This window comes from Arthrobacter sp. TMN-50, from assembly GCF_054511125.1.
Window position 1 is genome coordinate 394,280 of the sequence record NZ_JBTNDG010000002.1, and the last position, 17,839, is coordinate 412,118.

The following is a 17,839-nucleotide window of genomic DNA, read 5'->3' on the forward strand; positions in this document are numbered from 1 at the left end:
ATGGTTTCTACAAGGTGTCGAAAGCAAAATGATGACACGCGTGTTTTCAGACACGCATCCTTCAAAAATACTCACACATACTGACCGGATGGACCGATGATCACACTATTGGAGGAAGTTGAGCAACCCGCTGTAGAGGCGGACGAAGTCGTCGACGTGAGCGCCACAGATGGCGACCGGATCGGCCTGACGCGCCGGGTCTTTGGCGTACTGATCGGTGTCACGGTGACTGGCGCAGCGGCAATGGGCGGCCTGCTGGCAACTGGCACTTCTGGTGGCCCGCCGGGAACGAAGACTTCCTTTGGCAGCGTCCGGCTGACCGAGGCCGAGCGGCAGTTGAGGTTCCTGTCAGCGAACGGTCCAGATGGCGCCGACGCACAGAATTTGCCAGGCACCGCCCATGGCGGTCACAGTGCGCTCGGCAGCACGCTCGGTGGCACAGCCCAACCGGCGAACAGCACCTGGGGGGAACACCTTGCCCTTCGACTGGAGGTCCGCAACGACTCCGACCAGTCCGTCCTCTTCGCCCCGGGCCAGTTGCGCCTGCGGATCGGGGCGGACGGACCTACCGTGACGAACCGGGACGCAGAAGCGATCACCGGCCCGCTCCCGGCCAAATCGACAACCTCCCGATGGATCAACTTCCTGGTGCCCTCCGATGAGACGCGACTCTCCGCCGAGTTCACCGACCCGTGGGGCGGCAGCGCCCCCCTGGTCCTTGAGTTGCCGCCGGTGCTCAACCGGCTGGGCGCGCTGGCGGTGAATCATGACTGATAGCCAGGGAACCGCAAAAACTGGCTACGAGAACGTTGGAGAACCCACCGATCCGAGGGCCACGGGCGGCCAGCTGGGTCGTTGGGACTTCCTCCGGTACGGGGCAGCCGCCGGTGTGGGCGCGGTAGCCCTGCTTCACGCCCAGCCCCAGGCCGCACGGGTTAGTAGAGTGGTGACGGCGCGGCCCCTCGCCGTCAGCCCAATCCCCGGTGTGCTGGATCTCTACATCAATGAGGGTTACCTCAAAATGGTCGACAATTCGTTGGTTTACCACCGTGGATTCGGGGACCGACCGACCGATGTCGACGATTTCCGCCCGAGCCTTACCATTGCCCCCAAGGTGTACACAGCGGACGGGCAACTGGTGGAGAGTCGGAGCTACCCCCTTGGTGCCCCACTTCCCCCGCATGGAACGCCCCAGCCCTTAGGGCCGGACCCCGCCAATCCCGGGCAGTACTTTATCCGAAGAAATTACTGGGCGAGCTATTACCCCCAGCGGACCATCATCGCCGAAGTGGGGAGCAGGATCCGGATCCGGGTTCACAATCGGCTGTCCAAACAGCACCAATTCACCCTGCACGGGGCCGGTCCAGGCGGCAGCGACGTGGGCACCGGGGCAATTCGACCCGGAGAAAGCGGATTACTGGAACTCGTTGCCCCAGCCCCCGGGACGTATATCTACGCAGACCCGACCAACGCGCCGGTTCAGCGGGTGCTGGGCCTGTTTGGGGTGCTGCTGGTGATCGATCCGGAGCATCGCTGGGCCATCGGGGAAGACATGGCGTCATTCGAACGCCAGTGGCTCTGGATTTGCCACGATGTTGACCCGGTCTGGGCCGGGATTGAGGCCTCTGGAAGGACCGTTGACCCACGCAGTACGAAGGCGGTGCCGCGGTACTTCCTGCTCAACGGGCGCAGTGGCTTCGAATCCCTTGGCATCACCACCAACGACGCATTGAATTTGGCAACCGAGGAAGAGACGCTGATCTCGGGCTACCCGCGGCAGCTGGACGTCCGGCAGTTTGGTGAGGGCACCGAGCTGGGGACGCTGCGCGGAGGGCAGCTGGTGCGCATGGTCAACCCGGGCATTGTGTTCCACCAGATGCACTTCCACGGCAACCACCTATGGACCGTGGGACGCAACAACGACAACTGGCCTCGCAGTGACGGCTTCGTGGACGCCGATGGTCACATTGTGGTCCAACAGTGGGAGGACGTGGTTGAACTGGAACCCATGGACCGCAAGGACTGCATCCTCCCGATCAAGCGTCCGCCGGATGCCGTCAACGCTGTGTGGGCCGCGCGGACCACAGACTGGGAGTACCCAATGCACTGTCACGCTGAGCCATCGCAGACAGCTGCCGGGGGATTGTATCCTGGCGGGCTGGTCGCACACTGGACCCTGAAAGCACCGATCACAGGAGCGGCTTTGTGAGCAACGTCGAGATACCTGCAGGAGCGGCGCGCCGACTTCCCTGGTCCACGCGCAAGGAAGCTGCGAAGAAAGCGCAGGACGCGGCGTCGAAAAGGGCTGAGGTTGAGAAGAAGGCTCGCGAGGCTGAGGAGAGGAAACGCAAGGAAGCTGAGCGCAAGACCCCTAAACCGACGAAGACGCCCACATCAAAGCCAGCCGGCAGTGCCGCTCCGACGCCATCTGTGACAACAACCCCGGTTCCGCCGCCAACCGCCACATTTGTACCTTTACCCGTTCCTGATGACGAGGGTCCCCCGAGTCACCGCTTCCGCAGCCAGGTGGACTTCAGCTCAGAACAGTTGGACCTTGAGAACCCTGTCACGGAATTTCTGCAGACCCCGCAACGGTCGGTGGTGCTGGATTTTTTCTCGCGGGACCTGCTATTCGATGACGGTAATAAATTCGAGGTCTGGAGCTTTGAATCAGAGGATTCCGGGCGGAGCCTGCCGGGGCCGACGCTGAGACCCACGGAAGGCGAGATTTTCCATGCGACGTTCACCCCGGCCAAGGGAGCTCACACCATTCACTGGCACGGCATGGAGCCGGATCCTCGCAACGACGGAGTGGGGCACACCTCTTTCGAGATTGGAGGCACCTACACGTACCAGTGGCAGGCCGAACCGGGCAGGCCCGGCGACCCCAACTACGGGGCCGCGGGGACCTACTTCTATCACTGTCACGTCAACACCGTCCTGCACGCCCAGATGGGGATGTTCGGTGCTTTGGTGGTGGACCCTGTGGTTCATCCTAGCTACCCTGTCACCCCAGGAGCCCGGAGACCCTTTGTGGACGGGCCCGAGTACGACATTGCGACGGAATGCATCCTGATTCCGTATTCGCTGGACCCGCGCTGGCATGAAATGAACCATGCTGCAGGGCTGTCTGGCGAGGATGCGGGCCTTAACCGGTTTGAGCCCAAACATTTCTACCTGCTCGGGGGCAACCTCGCCAACCGGGGTGACACTGACGACAGCGTCTGGAGTCTTTCGTCCATCCCGGCCAATGTGGTGCCCGGCGCGCGCAAGCCCACCCTGCTGCGGATTGTCAACGCCAACTACCTGCCCAATCGGATGTACTTCACCGACGCGGCAGGGAACCCCGCCCGGATCGCCGAGGTCATCGCCCACGACGGGCGGCCCTTCAGGGACACCTCAGTCCCGGGTGTGCCGTCTCCTACCTGCGCCGCGGCAGGCTATCCCTTGCTGACTAACGTGCTCGGCTTTGGTGCCGCCGAGCGCTACGACGTGATGTTGCTACCACCGGCGGCCGGCCGGTACGAGTTGAGGGTCGAATGGGAGGATTGGATCACTGGCGAAATACTTGCTGTACGGACCGTCCCGATTATTGCGAGCTGAGTCACCGGAACGTAACCTTTAGGCCACTTAGTTCTGTTGGGCGCGGTTCGTGTTCCATTGACCGTTGATGTTCTCTAGTCTGTATTGGTGATCTTCAAAGCCGTAAGCGCCGGACGTCCCTACCCTGAACATGGTCATGTGACCCCCAAGGATTGGGCCGGCGTCGCACCCCGTCAGGTACGCCTGGACGAATTGGTGACCACGAAGACCACCCTGGACCTGGAGGCTCTGCTCGCAGAGGACTCCACTTTTTTCGGCGACCTGTTCCCACATGTGGTTCAGTGGAACGAGACGCTGTACCTGGAGGACGGACTTCACCGGGCCGTCCGGACGGCCCTGCATCAGCGGACTATTCTGCACGCGCGCGTGCTGGTGATCGATGACTGACCAGTCCCCGCATCGGCACGAAACCAAGAAGTCTAAAAAGAATCCCATCGAGTGGCACGGCCACCGGATCGTCACTGAGAACGACCTGGACAACGTATTCGCTGACACGGGTGAGGTGGAGCGCCCCCACGTTTACATGCGCCGGCTCCGTCACGGCGTGGTGCTGGTGGTGTTAGTTGCGCTGCTCATAGCGGCCGTGTTCGTTGCCATCGGGATCAACCGAGGGGACATCCGCATCGCGGCGCTGGAACCGGACCCGGAGCCGACGTACACCTGCCCGGCGGGCCCATTCGAGGTGCAGTCGCCCTCAGCTGTCACCGTCAACCTGTACAACAGCACGACCATTGACGGGTTGGCAGGAACCGTCGGCGAGCGCCTGGCGGAGCGGGCATTTGTGCTGGGTGAGATCGGCAACCGCACGGTGAACCGGGTCGGCATGACCGCCATCGTCGTGTCGGGGCCTGCCGGCTACGCGAATGCCTTCACCGTGCAGCGGCAGATTCCCGGGACAGTCTTCGTTGAGGACGAGCGCACCGACGCATCTGTCGACGTCGTTGTCGGTTCAGGGTTCGAGGCTCTCATCGCTGAGGAAGACCTGGACGAAACCCCTGCCGGACTGGTTTGCGCGGATCAGACGACGGCGTCCGCCGAGGCGGAGTCGACGTCCGGGGCCCCGGAATCGACTCCTGCGACGCCCTAGTTGCAACCGTCCGGGCCGCACACTTCACCGTCGGCCCCGATAGCCGATCCTGCAGGGGTCACAAGGGTGAGCGGGTTAGCTTCCTCCCACGCGGTGTCCAGTGCCTCAGCGAAAAGGTCCGTGGGTTGGGCCCCAGAGATGCCGTACTTCCGGTCGATAACGAAGAATGGGACTCCGCTGATGCCGAGGGCGCGGGCTTCGGCGATGTCCTGCCTGACGTCGTCCGCGAATCGGTCGGTGCTGAGGGTCCCACGTACGTCCTGCTCCGCGAGACCGATGCCAGCACCCAGGCTCACGAGGAAGTCGGTGTCGGCGGTGTCTTTGCCCTGCTCAAAGTGAGCTGAGAGGATAGCCTCCTTCGCCACGTCGCCGAGGCCTTGGGATTTGGCCAGGTGCAGAAAGCGGTGGGCGGTGAAGCTGTTGCCCACCACGACGTCCTCGAACCGGAAAACCAGGCCCTCGCCAGCGGCCGAGGCGGCGAGGCTGTCCCACATCTGACGGACCTGGTCCTCCGGGATGCCCTTACGCTCAGCAAGATATTGCTGCTCGGTGCCGTCGTAGTGATCTGGTAGATCCGGATCGAGCTGGAAGCTCTTCCAGGTCACCGTGACCTGGTCCCGATGGGCGAACGCTGCCAAGGCCTTCTCGAACCGGCGCTTACCGACGAAACACCACGGGCACTTGACGTCTGACCAAATTTCAATCTTCATACTTCGCACAACGCGGGGGTGGCTTCGGCGTATTCCCGGCCACCCAGGTGGGGCGCGCCCTCGCCTAAACTGGGCGCGCCCCTCGGCCGACGTCTCGGGGGTTGGCTAGACCGCGGCGAGCTCCCTGCTTTCGTGCAGGTAGCGGGCGTAGGCGGGGACGGTGAGGAACGTGGGGAACTCCTCACCGAGGGCTACTTCCTCGAAGATCGCGCGGGCGTCGTCGAACCGGTCGCCGTCGAAGCGCTCCAGCCCCTCGAACTCTTCCTCCAGCAGTTCGGCCACCCAGCCGTGGGTGATCACCTCGCCGTCGTCGGTGACAGCTCCCGAATAGACCCACTGCCAGATCTGCGACCGGGAAATCTCGGCGGTGGCCGCGTCCTCCATCAGCGAGTTGATCGCTGCAGCCCCATTGCCACGCAGCCAGGACTCGATGTACCTCACCCCCACCTCCAGATTGCCGCGGATGCCACCCTCGGTGATGACCCCGGGAGTGCCAGCGATGTTCAGCAGCGCCTTGTCGTCGGGGACGACGTCGTCGCGCAGCTTGGCCAGCTGATTCGGCTCGGTGCCGAGCACCGAGTCGAACACTTGCATGGCCACCGGCACCAGGTCCGGGTGAGCTACCCAAGAGCCGTCGAAGCCGTCGTTGGCTTCGCGCGTCTTGTCGGCCCTCACCTTTTCCAGCGCGACGGCGTTAGCTGCCTCGTCGCGACGGTTGGGGATGTTGGCGGCCATCCCACCGATCGCGTGGGCTCCCCGGCGATGGCAAATTCGCACCAGCTGCTCCGTGTAGGAGCGCATGAACGGGGCGGTCATAGTGACCATCGACCGGTCGGGAAGGACGAAACGGGGTCCGCGGGTTCTGAAGTTCTTAATCACCGAAAAGATGTAGTCCCACCGGCCAGCGTTCAGACCCGCGGCGTGTTCGCGCAACTCATAGAGAATTTCCTCCATCTCGAAGGCCGCGGTGATGGTTTCGATCAGGACCGTGGCGCGGATGGTGCCCTGCGGGAGGCCGAGGAGCTGCTGGGCCTGAACGAAGATGTCATTCCACAGCCGCGCTTCGAGGTGATTCTCGATCTTCGGCAGGTAAAAGTAGGGGCCACGGCCCTGCCCGATCAGGGTGCGGGCGTTGTGGAAGAAATACAGCCCGAAGTCCACCAGCCCACCAGCAATCGGCGTGTTGTTGATCAGCAGGTGCTTCTCGGGCAGGTGCCAGCCGCGGGGTCGCACCACGATGGTGGGACGGTCCGTGCCCAGGTGGTAGTCCTTACCCTCCGACGAGGTGAAGTCGATCCGATCCGCCAAAGCGTCGCGCAGGTTCAGCTGCCCATTAATGACGTTGGACCAACTCGGGGTGGAAGAGTCCTCCATGTCAGCGAGCCACACCCTGGCGCCCGAGTTAAGGGCGTTGATGGTCATCTTTCGGTCCACCGGCCCGGTGATCTCCACCCGGCGGTCCTCCAGGCCGGGAGCGATGGGCGCAACCCGCCAGCCGGGGTCGTCCCTGATGTGCTGGGTCTCAGGGAGGAAACGCGGGTCCGTGCCGTTGGAGATCTTGGCGCGGGACTGCTGCCGCAACTGCAGAAGTTCCTGCCGGCGGCTGGCTGTCGACTGATGCAATCGCCGCAGAAACTCGAGCGCCTCGGGGGTGAGTATTTCGTCCTGGCGACGCACGGCCGGCGCCGTCAGGGTAACGCCGTTGAGGGTGATCAGATTGTTCATGGTGTGCCTCCTGGAAAAAGTGGGTGCCGGGGGTGGTGCGGGGTTAGTGGAACTGCTGGGCCTCGGTGGACCCGGCCAGGGCGAGAGTGCTGCCCGTGGGGTTGAGGGCGGTGGCAACCTGGTCGAAGTAGCCCGTTCCCACCTCGCGCTGGTGCTTGGTGGCGGTGTAGCCGCGGGATTCGGCGGCGAATTCACGTTCCTGCAACTCGACGTAGGCGCTCATGCCGTCGCGGGCGTAGCTTTCGGCGAGGTCGAACATTGAATAGTTGAGGGCGTGGAATCCGGCCAGGGTGATGAACTGGAAAGTGAAGCCCATGGCGCCGAGCTCACGCTGGAACTTGGCGATCGTGGCGTCATCGAGGTGCTTTTTCCAGTTGAATGACGGCGAGCAGTTGTACGCCAGCATCTGGTCCGGGTGCTCCGACTTGATGCCTTCCGCGAACTTCCGCGCCAGGTCGAGGTCGGGCGTTCCAGTCTCCATCCACAGCAGGTCCGCGTATGGTGCGTAAGCCCGACCCCGCGCAATGCAGGCGTCGAGCCCGTTGCGCACCGTGTAAAAGCCTTCGGGGGTGCGCTCGCCGGTGATGAACGGTTGGTCCCGTTCGTCGACGTCCGACGTGATCAGCGTTGCCGCCTCAGCGTCGGTCCGCGCTATGACCACGGATGGTGCGCCCGCGACGTCGGCCGCGAGCCGGGCGGCGTTGAGGGTGCGGACATGCTGCTGCGTGGGGATGAGCACCTTGCCGCCGAGGTGGCCGCACTTTTTCTCCGAAGCGAGCTGGTCCTCCCAGTGAACGCCCGCGGCGCCAGCCTGGATCATCGACTTCATCAACTCGTAGGCGTTGAGCGGGCCTCCGAAACCAGCCTCGGCGTCGGCGATGATGGGCACCAGGTAGTCCTCAACCGTCTGGACACCCTCGGCGAAGTCGATTTGGTCAGCACGCAGCAGCGCGTTATTGATGCGCCGCACCACCGTCGGGACCGAGTTGGCGGGGTAAAGGGACTGGTCTGGATACGTGTGCCCCGAATTGTTGGCGTCCGCGGCGACCTGCCAGCCGGAGAGGTAGATGGCCTTCAATCCGGCCTTGACCTGCTGGACTGCCTGATTGCCGGTCAATGCGCCAAGCGAGTGGGTGTACTCGCCTGTCCGGGCCTGATCGGTCAACTGGGTCCAGAGCTTCTCGGCGCCCCGCTTGGCCAGGGTGTGCTCCTCCTGGACCCGGCCGCGGAGGCGGACGACGTCGGCCGCCGAGTAGTCCCGCTCGACGTTCTCCCAGCGGGGGTTGGCCGACCATTCGAGTTCCAGCTCCCGCGCTGCCGATCCCTCGGCGTCCTGGCCGGTCGATGCGGTGCGTGCAGGTGGGGTGGTCTGGTCCTGTGTCATTGCGTTCTCCTTTGAATTCCCTGAGCCGTAGTTCGAAGTTCGTAAAGTGCTCGCCGGCTTCGTAATATCAACCTTTCTCTCATTTCAACCCCTTGCCTAGGTAAAAACACTGGCAAGAAATGCACTTCTTCGCGTAACCTCAATAAATGACTAACATGCCAATCAGGCCGACCACCTGGAATCGCCCGGAATCCACTGGGTCTGTCGAGGTAGGCGCCGGAGGGCCGGGAGACCTCGACGCGATTAGCCTGGGCCGACGGATCCGCCATCTCCGGAAAGCGAAGGGGATGACGCTCGACGACCTGGGCGCCGTCGTCGGCACCGTTGCGTCGCAGCTGTCGCTGATCGAGAACGGCAAACGGGAACCCAAACTGGGGATGCTGCAGGGTCTCGCATCGGCCCTCGGTGTGGGCATCGACCAGCTGCTGGGCGCGGAGCCGCCTAGCAGGAGGGCGGCCCTGGAGATCGAGTTGGAGCGGGCACAGCGCGGCCCGTTGTATGGGTCCCTCGGCCTGCCGAAGGTGCGCATTTCCGCCCGGCTACCGATGGAGGTCCTCGAATCACTGGTAGGTCTTCAGGGCGAGCTGGAGCGGCGGCTGAACGAGCAGGTCGCCACCCCAGAGGAAGCCCGACGGGCTAACGCCGAGTTGCGCGGGGAGATGCGACGGCAGAACAACTATTTCCCCGAGCTTGAGGCCGAAGCGCAGAAGGTCCTCGAATCGGTGGGTCACACTACGGGACCCATGTCGCAGCACCTGATCGCTGACATCGCAGCACATCTGGGGTTCACCCTGCATCATGTGGGCGACCTCCCGCATTCCACCCGCTCAGTCACCGATCTGAAGAACCGCAGGATCTACCTGACCCAGTCACAGCGCACCGACCACGATCCGCGCTCGGTGCTGCTGCAGGCGCTCGGGCATTATGTGCTGGATCACCAGACACCCGAAAACTATCGGGAATTCCTCCGGCAGCGTGTAGCCACCAACTATTTCGCCGCCGCATTGTTGCTGCCGGAGAAACCGGCCGTGGAGTTCCTGCAGCGGTCCAAGGCGGCCAAGGAGATCGCCGTCGAGGACATCCGTGATGCGTTCGCCGTATCTTATGAGACTGCGGCGCACCGGTTCACCAACCTAGCGACCGAGCACCTGGGCATCCCCACCCACTTTCAGAAGACTCACGAAAGCGGGATCATCTACAAGGCCTACGAGAACGACGGCGTCACGTTCCCCCAGGATCACACCGGCGCCATTGAGGGCCAGCCCTCCTGCAAACGATGGACCTCGCGGGTGGTGTTTGAGGTGGCCGACAAGTTCCGTGCCTACAACCAGTACACGGATACTCCCAGCGGTACCTACTGGTGCACGGCCAGGACCGAGCGCTCAGCGAACGGCGAGTTCTCGTTGAGCATCGGTGTGCCGTACGCGCACGTGAAATGGTTCAGGGGCAGGGACACCGCCATGCGGGAGAAGTCCTTCTGCCCGGACGAGGCCTGCTGCAGGCGCCCGCCGTCGTCGTTGGCTGAAAACTGGGCCGGCCACGCCTGGCCGAGCGCCCGGGCCCACTCCCATCTGCTGGCCGCGATGCCGCCGGGCGCGTTCCCCGGGGTGGACGAGACCGAGGTGTACAGCTTCCTTGAGGCCCACTCGGGCTGACCTACCACCACGCGCAAACACCGATCAGGAGACACCATGGAAATCGCTACCGCAGACCTGTACGACGAACTCGGGGAAGGCATCCAATCGGTGTCCGTCCAGTTCCAGGACCTGGGAGGGAAAAAAGCATTCAGCGGCCCGGTACGGACCGTGAAGTGCTATCACGACAACGTGGTCCTGAAGTCCGTGCTCTCAACCCCCGGGGCGGGCGCTGTGCTTGTGGTCGACGGCGGCGGGTCACTCGAGCGGGCGTTGATGGGCGACATGATTGCGGACATCGCGGTGCGGAATGCTTGGGCCGGCGTCATCATCAACGGAGCCATCCGCGACCGCGCCGTCCTGGCTGACCTGCCGCTCGGCATCAAAGCGCTCGGCAGCAACCCCCGCAAAAGCACCAAGGACGGGGTGGGTGAAGTGGACGTGCCGGTCACTATCGGCGGGGTCACCTTCGCGCCGGGAGACACCGTCTACGCCGATGGTGACGGAATCCTTGTGAAGGGGCCGGCTGCTTGACGTGGACATAAAAGTGGTGGCCACCAGTTGCCGGGTGGCCACCACTTTTGCGAATTTAGCTGTTGCTAACCGTGGTTACGGGTTGCAGCCGCCGTTGTCCTCAGTGTAGCCATCGAGTCGCTGGATAAACGCGGCCATGGCATCACGGGCGACCGGCTGAAGGCTCTTGTATTCGCCATCAGGAAAGCCCCGCGTGATTTTGTTCTCGGCCATCCAGGAAATTTCCCGGTGGAACTGATCGTTCACCGGAACATCCGGGAACGGTGCAACCTGCGGTGCGTCGTAGTCCAGGGCGTCCGCGATGCTGCAATACTCGCCAGCGAAGCGGTTCATGAAGGCAGCCATCGCATCGCGGTTGACGGGAGCCAGCGGACGGTAGGTGACTACGCCGTTGCCTTCGTCGTAACCGGTCGAAAGCCCGGTCTCAGCCATCCACGCCATTTCCTTGTAGAACTGGGTTTCGATGGTGATGTCAGCGAACGGAGAAACGGTCGGCTCCGCGAAGGCAGGCTCTCCGGCCAGGCGGTAAAGGAACGCCGCCATGGCATCGCGGTTGATCGACGCCAGCGGCCGGTAGGTGCCGTCCGGATAACCCTTGGTCAGGCCCTGGTCGGCGAGCCAGTTGATCGCTTTCTCATGCTCGTTACCCGCTACATCCGGGAAGCGAAGCTGGTCCACCTGCAGGTCGAGGATCTCGTCCTTCAGGCCCGTTGCGTTGTGGTGGTGCAGGAACAACGCACGGGCGTCGGTGACGCCTTCCTGGCGGTTGACGCCGATCGTGGCACCCTCAGCTGCGATGAACGCTGCGTCAGGGGTCTCACCCTCGAACCACAGTTCAGGCTCGGTGACGTTGAAGTTGATCCACTCGGTCTCATCAACCGGGCCGGTTCCGCCGTCTGCGTCAACGTTGAAGGGACTTGCCGTGGAGACGCGGTACTGGATCGGAGCAGAGGCGCTCAGATCAAGGCCCAGTTCGGTGACTGGGACCGGTAACGTGACGACGTTGGTGTCAAAGGTGTTCGTGTCCAGGCTGCCGTCGACACCGTTGGCGAAATACAGGTTCTCGCCCTGGCCAAGCGAGCCGTCTTCGAGCACCGGCGCCACCTCGAACAGGATCATGTCCAGGTCGTCGATGCGGAGGGTGATGGCAACCATGTCGGTTTCGCTGTCGCCATCAACATCCAGTTCAACTGCAACCTGGCTGTTACCCCCAAGTTGCGCCCAGTTCTGCCAGGTACTGATACCAAGGTTCAGGAATCCTTCTTCTGCTTCGCCGCCGGCTGCAAGGACTGTGGGAACCGTTGAAGCGGCACCCACTGAACGCAGGTCGAGGGAGTACAAGGACTCCAGCGGACGCTTGTCGGCCCGGGGGCTTTCAGCGCCAAGAACCAGAGGGGAGACGATTGACGCGTAGAGCGAATCTTCCCCACCCTGCAGGAGGCCGCGGCCCTCGAGCGTTACCGAGCTCTCAAGGGTTGATGCGTTCTCGAACAGGATCTGTGCGCCAGCCGAGATCTCCGAGGTGGGCTTCGGTGCCGAGTACACAGGGACACGGATGGTATTCACATCGCTCGCGAACTGCACGCGGCCGGATACGTCAGCAAGGTATTGGCGAGCAACGCCAAGCTGGGTTTCCTCGGCAGCTGGATCGATGGTCTTCGCCAGGGCAGCTGGATCGTCGATGGTCAAAGTGACATCGACGGTGGCCGTCCCGTTAGCTGGCACGTCGAACGCGTTGGTGAGTGTACCCGGCGCGAGTACCTGTGGGGTCACGCTGACCTCAACGCCGGGCATCGTGGACGCCTCAAGGTAGGAGGCGCTGTAACGGATCACGGTGTCAGATTTGTTCTCGACAGTGATCTGCTTGGTCATGGTCGTGGCCTCGTTGCCCAACTCCAGAACGCCGAAGTTCACCGAGGTGAGCGCTGGCTGTTCAGTTGCGTAGGCGAGGACCGGTGTGTCGAGAGCCAGCACAGCGTCAACCCGACCGGAGCCGACGCGGTTTGGTGCGTATTCGACGCCGTCGGCCGTTACCAGGTCAGCGATGGCCGTATTCATGATCATCGACTTAATCTCGTATGGGTTGAAATCGGTTTCAGCGAAGACCAGGGCAGCGATACCAGCAACGTGTGGGGCTGCCATCGAGGTGCCGCTCTTGACCGACGCGCCGGTTCCTGTGCCAACCTGGACCGAACCGGTGGAGACACCAGGTGCCGCTACATCGGGCTTGATCACGCCGTTCGAGCCGTGCAGGCCGCGCGAGGAGAAGGACGCCAATGTGTCGAGCGCGTTGGACCTGCCACCAGCAGTTGCCTGATATTCGGAGTCGAGGCGGATTTGGAGGGTGCCCGCTTCTGCTGCCGGTTCCAGCCGCTCGGAAAATTCAGCGTTGAACTGGATGCCTGGAATGGTGGCGTTGCCACCGATGCCTGACTCGAAAACTGATCGTGGTGAGTCGAGGACGACCCCTGCTCCACCTGCAGCCTCGACGTTGTTGAACCGAACCGCCGATCCACAAGGGAACTTGCCGTTCTCTTCCCACTGCAGCCAGACCCATTCGCCGTTGAAGGTTCCTGGCGCGAAGGGATTACAACCGAAAGCGTTGGCCGGGTCAGCCTTGACGACGGTGCCGGTGAGCTCTGCCTCGGTGGCGGTGGAGTAGTCGTAGTTGACGCTGTACTGACCAGCGGCCTGTCCGACGACGTCGTCCGGGGCGAGCACATCGGCACGGTCCAGAGTGATCTGCGAACCGACGCTTGCAGCGACGGTCAGAGCGGATTCGGAGCTGCCTGGCGAGCCGCCAATGTCGTAGACGTCGCCGCTGTTACCAGAGGAGACGACCGATAGGACGCCCTGAGCGGTCAGAGCGTTCACGATGTCGTTTTCGGGGTCGTCATAGGCTGGGAAGGAGGAACCCAGTGACATATTGACAACCTGGGCTCGGTCGTCGAAGTTGCCGTCGCCGTTAGGGTCAAGCACGAAGTCGAGCGCCTGCCCGACCACCGAGCTTGAGCCTTCGCAGCCGAACACACGGAGGGCGACCAGCTGGGCTTCAGGAGCCGAACCGGGGCCGATCCGCATGGCGTTGACACCGTTGACGTCGAGGGTGCCGTAGTCGCCGTCGAAGGTGGTGCCGTCGTCGTTGACGCCGTAGCCTGCGGCGGTACCGGCAACGTGGGAGCCGTGGCTCTGGCAGTCGAGGGGGTTGAGATCCGGCTGTGGAATGTCGTTGTCCGGGTCGTCTGCGTTGTAGTCGTCGCCTACCAGGTCGTAGCCGCCCACATACTTGGCAGCGTCGAAGAGAGCGGGGTCTGGTGTCAGGTCGGCCTGCGCCTGCTCGAACGCTTCGATAGTTCCCGGTCCGCCGAAGCCGGAGTGGGTGTAGTCGAGCCCCGTGTCCAGGACGGCGATAGTGATTCCCTCGCCGGTCTGCTCGCGGGCTGTCCACGCGTCCAGGGCGCGAGTGTCGATGTCCGCGCCCTTGTTGGTGACGGTCTTCGGCACGATGCCGGTGATCTTTACGACGTCGGGACGGGCAGCAAGTGCCTTGATTGCCGCTGCGTCACCTTGGATGGCAACGCCTGGAATGGTGTTGGTGGTGGTGTACAGCTGGGAAGCCGAAGCCTCAGCTGCCACCTCGTCCGCCTTCGCCTGAATTCCAGCCCGGATGTTCAGTACCTCGTTGGTCCGGTCCGCCGGAGGCTGGATCCCGGAGCGGACTTCTACCGACTGGGTTTGTTCGAAGGCCCCTTTGCCTGAGAACTGGACGTAGGCAGCTGTCGGACCGGTTTTATCCGCCAGGTCTCGGCTGACTTTGAGATCGGGCACCGTCTGGAGCTCGATTCCTTCAGCGGTGGGCTCACCAGATGACGGTGATTCCAGGGCCGAAGCAGGCGCCCACATGCTGGAAGCCAGAACAAGGCCAGTTAGCGATGCCAACACAGCCTTTCCCGTCTTCCGGTGGTATGACTTGCTCATACTTCTCCTTAGTGAGGCTCAGTCATGACCACCCGCCGAGACCTGTGATTGGCTCCCGGCAGGTACTGCTGACACGGTCATGACAGATGTGAGTGACATTCCCTGAGTGAACAAGTTGCGTCAGCAGTAATAATCGATGGATGCCGGCAGACCCGACCCCCTCCACCGGTACCACTTTTCTGGGTAGTGAGTCACAAGTCAACGGGTAGCACATAAAAAACTTAGTTAAGTTAGGCAATTGCCTGATAGTTACCTGAGAACAATCGAACGGTGTGAAATCGGTGACATTCAGCGGACCTTTAGCGGCGCTTAACCCGGTCCTTCAGCCGGCGGTACCGGCGACGCACGAGCGATACGAGGCTGGCGTCGCTTATCGCTTCCTCCAGCACCCGCATCCGTTCGCCAAGTTGATGGTTAGCATCGAGAATCTGTCTCAGGAGGTCCTCTGAGTAGTTCTGCCGCTCGTGAAGATGATCGAACTCGCGTTGCTGATATGCCGTCTGGTAGAGCAGCGACCCGAGACCGGACTGGTTCGCGTACTCCTTGAGATGGTGCTCCCGTACTTCCTGATCCAGCAGCTTGTGATCGGAATCGTCGACGATCACACTATTCCCCAGGTCGCCGGTCGCTTCCCGCCGCTGGTTCCAGAATGCCAGAGGTTCCGCGCCGAGGAACCCCAGGGTGTGGTGCCGCAGCAGCCGGAGCTGAAATTCCCAGTCACCCACCACGGAGAGGGATTCATCGTAGTATCCGATCTGGTCATGAAGCGAACGGCGATAGAGCACCGAGATGGGAACGCAACGGTTGTGTCGGAGGGTGTCGAAGAGTGTCACTGACTGCAGCTGGGGCTGAAAGATTTCCCGGCCGACCTCCTCGATTCTTCCGCCCAGGATCCGCTCGTAGACGATCTCGGTGCGCACTGCCACACCGGCGTCGTCGTGCTGCGCCAGGTGAGCGAGGGTCCGCTCCAGAAAGGCTGGGTGCCACTCGTCGTCGTCGTCGTGGATTGCGATGAACGTGGAGTCCGACGCGCGGATACCGGCATTGGAGGCGGCCTCCATCCCGAGCGCCGCGTCGTGGTGGATGACCTGGACTCGTTCGCCGAGCCGCGAGCGGTAACGGTCCACCACTGGATCCACTTCAGCGCGGTCGCCGCCGTCATTGACGACGACGAGAGTCCAATCCGCCACGGTTTGGTTGAGAACATCCCGCAGGGCGCGGTCCAACAGGAGCGAACGGTTGCGGGACCGCATGATGATGGCAACGGAGGCGGGGGAAGCGGTGGTCACGGGGAGTCCTTAGGGGCTTTGCGCGGTCGCGGCCGCAATCGGAGTGAGGCGAGGGTGCGGGCCAGCCGAAAACTGGAGGAATTGAACCAGCCCTGCAGCTCGGCGCGCGCTGCGGAGGCTTCCCCGTCAAGGTGTTCCCGGGTCTTGTGCAGGTGGGCGAGCTCCGCTGACATGGGAATGAACACCACTCGCGCTGCGGCGGCGGAGGCGGCCCAGGTGCCTCCGGGTGCCAGCTTTTGGTGTGGGCCGGGGACCAGGGCGTCAGCGGGTTGGCCCTGAAGGGTCCGTACGACCGTTTCCCACCAGGCGGCTGACTCAGCAAGTTTCTGCGGGCGGAGCGTTCTTACCTGGTCGGCAATGTCCTCTCGTCGTTGCCAGGCTTCGTGGATGGCCAGCCGAACGGTGCCGTCCAGCAGGGATGGCAGAGGCAGAGCGAAGTCGGCAAGCCCCCAGTTGGCGAGTGCCCCGCGCAGACGCACGTCGCTGTACTCGTCGAGGGATAGCGCCACCGTCGGGACGGCGCCGTCGAGCGCGAAAACCACCGGATGGTAGCGCGATGTGACTACCAGTGCGGCTCTAGACGTCAAAACCGCGGTGTCCCGCGCTCCCGCGATCTGCCTGGACTTGACGGCGGAGGTCATCGCGGCCGCGATCTCGGCATGAATGGTTTCATCGACACCGCCCTCGCCCTCCACCGCCATATGGGGGAGTAGCAACACGGGCAGGCCGGTCAGTTCGGCCGCGTCGTCCAGTACTTTCGCGACCTCCCGAACGAAGACATCGCGCGGGCAGGCGCCTGCTCCGCCGGCGAAGCTTCCAACGAGGTAGGCACCCGCTGGCGGGCTTCCGGCCGGCTGGTCCTCTCCTCGGTTCGCGCTGGCGGCGAGGAACGAGGCGTCGTCCAGGCCGGGCACCACAGTGGTTCCCGTCAGCTCACGGACGAGGTCCAGGGTGCTGGCCTCGCGCGCTCCCACCAGGGCGGCGTGGGAAAGCATCCGCGCAGCGACGTCGCGGTCCGCTTCATAGAGCAGCGGGCCGACGGTCTGACCGGCGATGACCACCGTCTTGTCGAGATGCCGGGCGATCTCGACGACCGCTGCGCGCTCGTACAGCAGCCAGCCATATACGGAGTTCATGTTGCCGCCGCCCGCTATCAGCACCGCGTCGCACCGGCTGATGGTTTCGATGAGCTGATAGACCTGGTCATCGTCGGCCAGCCCGTGTGGTTCACCAGCCAGGAGGGAAAGTATGTCGTTCAGGTAATGCTGGTACGCGGCATAGGGCCAAGGAAATTCGATGGTTGGCGCCGCTGCCACCCCGAACCGGCTGGTGGTGTCAGGTACATTCCGGCTGAGCAATATGACATCACCGATACCCCGGACAGCCAGTTCGTCCACCGCTGCGTGGGTCATAGCATCGTCACCAACGTGGTAGATCCGCTGTCCGATGTCGCCCAGAATCGCTACTCTCATACGGGAATACCGGCCGCGCCGCCCTGCCAGGCGACGTCGAAGGGCACCCGGGACGATACCCGGTTCCGTATCGCCTCGGTCACGAATGCTACGGCAGTTCGGGCGGCTTCCAGGGGGGTGGCGCTTTTGGACAGCTTGGCAGCGGTGGCGGCGCCTAGCGCGCACTCCGCCCCCTCCGACTGATCGACGCCCACCTGCGGGTCGACCGGCACAAAGCGGCGGTTCCACTTGTCCTTCGGATCGAAGGACATAATGCACTTCAGGGCCGCGATGCCGTAGACACCCAACTCCTGGAAGGTTCTGAGGTCCGCCTGGGCGCCAGCGCCTCCGGTAGCTTCGGATCCGGCGATGGTCAGCGTCACTGGTGGGGCGGAATGAGATAGGGGCATTCGTATAGTCTGCCCACTTTCGTCCGGAGCGGCC

13 protein-coding genes and 1 pseudogene are annotated in these 17,839 nt (G+C 63.2%); 7 read left to right on the forward strand and 7 right to left on the reverse strand.

Translation table 11 applies throughout. The features are described 5' to 3' along the window. Positions 1 to 96: 96 nt before the first annotated feature. The 5 genes from ACX80A_RS05880 (at position 97) to ACX80A_RS05900 (ending at position 4,690) form a co-directional block, all read left to right on the forward strand. On the forward strand, positions 97 to 774 hold the full coding sequence (locus tag ACX80A_RS05880) for a hypothetical protein (RefSeq protein ID WP_459258740.1): 678 nt from the start codon (positions 97 to 99) through the stop codon (positions 772 to 774). Next, complete coding sequence (locus ACX80A_RS05885) at positions 767 to 2,209, forward strand: multicopper oxidase domain-containing protein (RefSeq protein WP_459258741.1); 1,443 nt, start codon at positions 767 to 769, stop codon at positions 2,207 to 2,209. Before ACX80A_RS05880 ends, ACX80A_RS05885 begins: the two co-directional genes overlap by 8 nt. Further along, on the forward strand, positions 2,206 to 3,603 hold the full coding sequence (locus tag ACX80A_RS05890) for a multicopper oxidase domain-containing protein (RefSeq protein ID WP_459258742.1): 1,398 nt from the start codon (positions 2,206 to 2,208) through the stop codon (positions 3,601 to 3,603). Before ACX80A_RS05885 ends, ACX80A_RS05890 begins: the two co-directional genes overlap by 4 nt. An 87-nt stretch (positions 3,604 to 3,690) precedes the next feature. After that, positions 3,691 to 3,990: a type II toxin-antitoxin system VapB family antitoxin gene (locus tag ACX80A_RS05895; RefSeq protein WP_459258743.1), complete on the forward strand. Its 300-nt coding sequence runs from the start codon at positions 3,691 to 3,693 to the stop codon at positions 3,988 to 3,990. Continuing rightward, complete coding sequence (locus ACX80A_RS05900; RefSeq protein WP_459258744.1) at positions 3,983 to 4,690, forward strand: LytR C-terminal domain-containing protein; 708 nt, start codon at positions 3,983 to 3,985, stop codon at positions 4,688 to 4,690. The genes ACX80A_RS05895 and ACX80A_RS05900 overlap by 8 nt, the downstream gene beginning before the upstream one ends. Here the strand turns inward: ACX80A_RS05900 and ACX80A_RS05905 are convergent. From ACX80A_RS05905 to aceA, 3 genes are all read right to left on the reverse strand, one after another. Beyond that, positions 4,687 to 5,400, reverse strand: a complete 714-nt coding sequence (locus ACX80A_RS05905; RefSeq protein WP_459258745.1) for a DsbA family oxidoreductase — start codon at positions 5,398 to 5,400, stop codon at positions 4,687 to 4,689. The genes ACX80A_RS05900 and ACX80A_RS05905 overlap by 4 nt on opposite strands. 105 nt (positions 5,401 to 5,505) lie before the next feature. Beyond that, a complete protein-coding gene (gene aceB / locus ACX80A_RS05910; RefSeq protein ID WP_459258746.1) occupies positions 5,506 to 7,125 on the reverse strand; it encodes a malate synthase A in 1,620 nt (539 codons plus the stop codon). Positions 7,126 to 7,168: 43 nt separating this feature from the next. Continuing rightward, positions 7,169 to 8,509 carry an isocitrate lyase gene (gene aceA / locus ACX80A_RS05915; protein ID WP_459258747.1) on the reverse strand — a complete coding sequence of 447 codons (1,341 nt, stop codon included), beginning with the start codon at positions 8,507 to 8,509 and terminating at the stop codon, positions 7,169 to 7,171. Positions 8,510 to 8,655: 146 nt separating this feature from the next. Between aceA and ACX80A_RS05920 the strand changes: the two genes are divergently transcribed. Together ACX80A_RS05920 and rraA are read left to right on the forward strand one after the other, a co-directional pair. After that, positions 8,656 to 10,164 carry a helix-turn-helix domain-containing protein gene (locus tag ACX80A_RS05920; protein WP_459258748.1) on the forward strand — a complete coding sequence of 503 codons (1,509 nt, stop codon included), beginning with the start codon at positions 8,656 to 8,658 and terminating at the stop codon, positions 10,162 to 10,164. Between the two features lie 36 nt (positions 10,165 to 10,200). Beyond that, positions 10,201 to 10,677: a ribonuclease E activity regulator RraA gene (gene rraA, locus ACX80A_RS05925; protein ID WP_459258749.1), complete on the forward strand. Its 477-nt coding sequence runs from the start codon at positions 10,201 to 10,203 to the stop codon at positions 10,675 to 10,677. Positions 10,678 to 10,752: 75 nt separating this feature from the next. Here rraA and ACX80A_RS05930 read toward each other — a convergent pair whose 3' ends face one another. The 4 genes and pseudogenes from ACX80A_RS05930 to ACX80A_RS05945 all read right to left on the reverse strand — a co-directional run. Then, positions 10,753 to 14,655, reverse strand: coding sequence for a S8 family serine peptidase (locus ACX80A_RS05930; protein ID WP_459258750.1), 3,903 nt, complete (start codon positions 14,653 to 14,655; stop codon positions 10,753 to 10,755). 299 nt (positions 14,656 to 14,954) lie between these two features. Beyond that, entirely contained in the window at positions 14,955 to 15,944 is a 990-nt protein-coding gene (locus tag ACX80A_RS05935; protein ID WP_459258751.1) for a glycosyltransferase family 2 protein, read from the reverse strand. Further along, the gene (locus tag ACX80A_RS05940) at positions 15,941 to 17,416 is read right to left on the reverse strand and encodes a polysaccharide pyruvyl transferase family protein (protein ID WP_459258752.1); all 1,476 of its coding nucleotides are present in this window, start codon (positions 17,414 to 17,416) and stop codon (positions 15,941 to 15,943) included. Before ACX80A_RS05940 ends, ACX80A_RS05935 begins: the two co-directional genes overlap by 4 nt. A gap of 172 nt (positions 17,417 to 17,588) precedes the next feature. Beyond that, positions 17,589 to 17,805: pseudogene (locus tag ACX80A_RS05945) on the reverse strand (bifunctional hydroxymethylpyrimidine kinase/phosphomethylpyrimidine kinase); the annotation flags it as partial. Positions 17,806 to 17,839 lie beyond the last annotated feature (34 nt).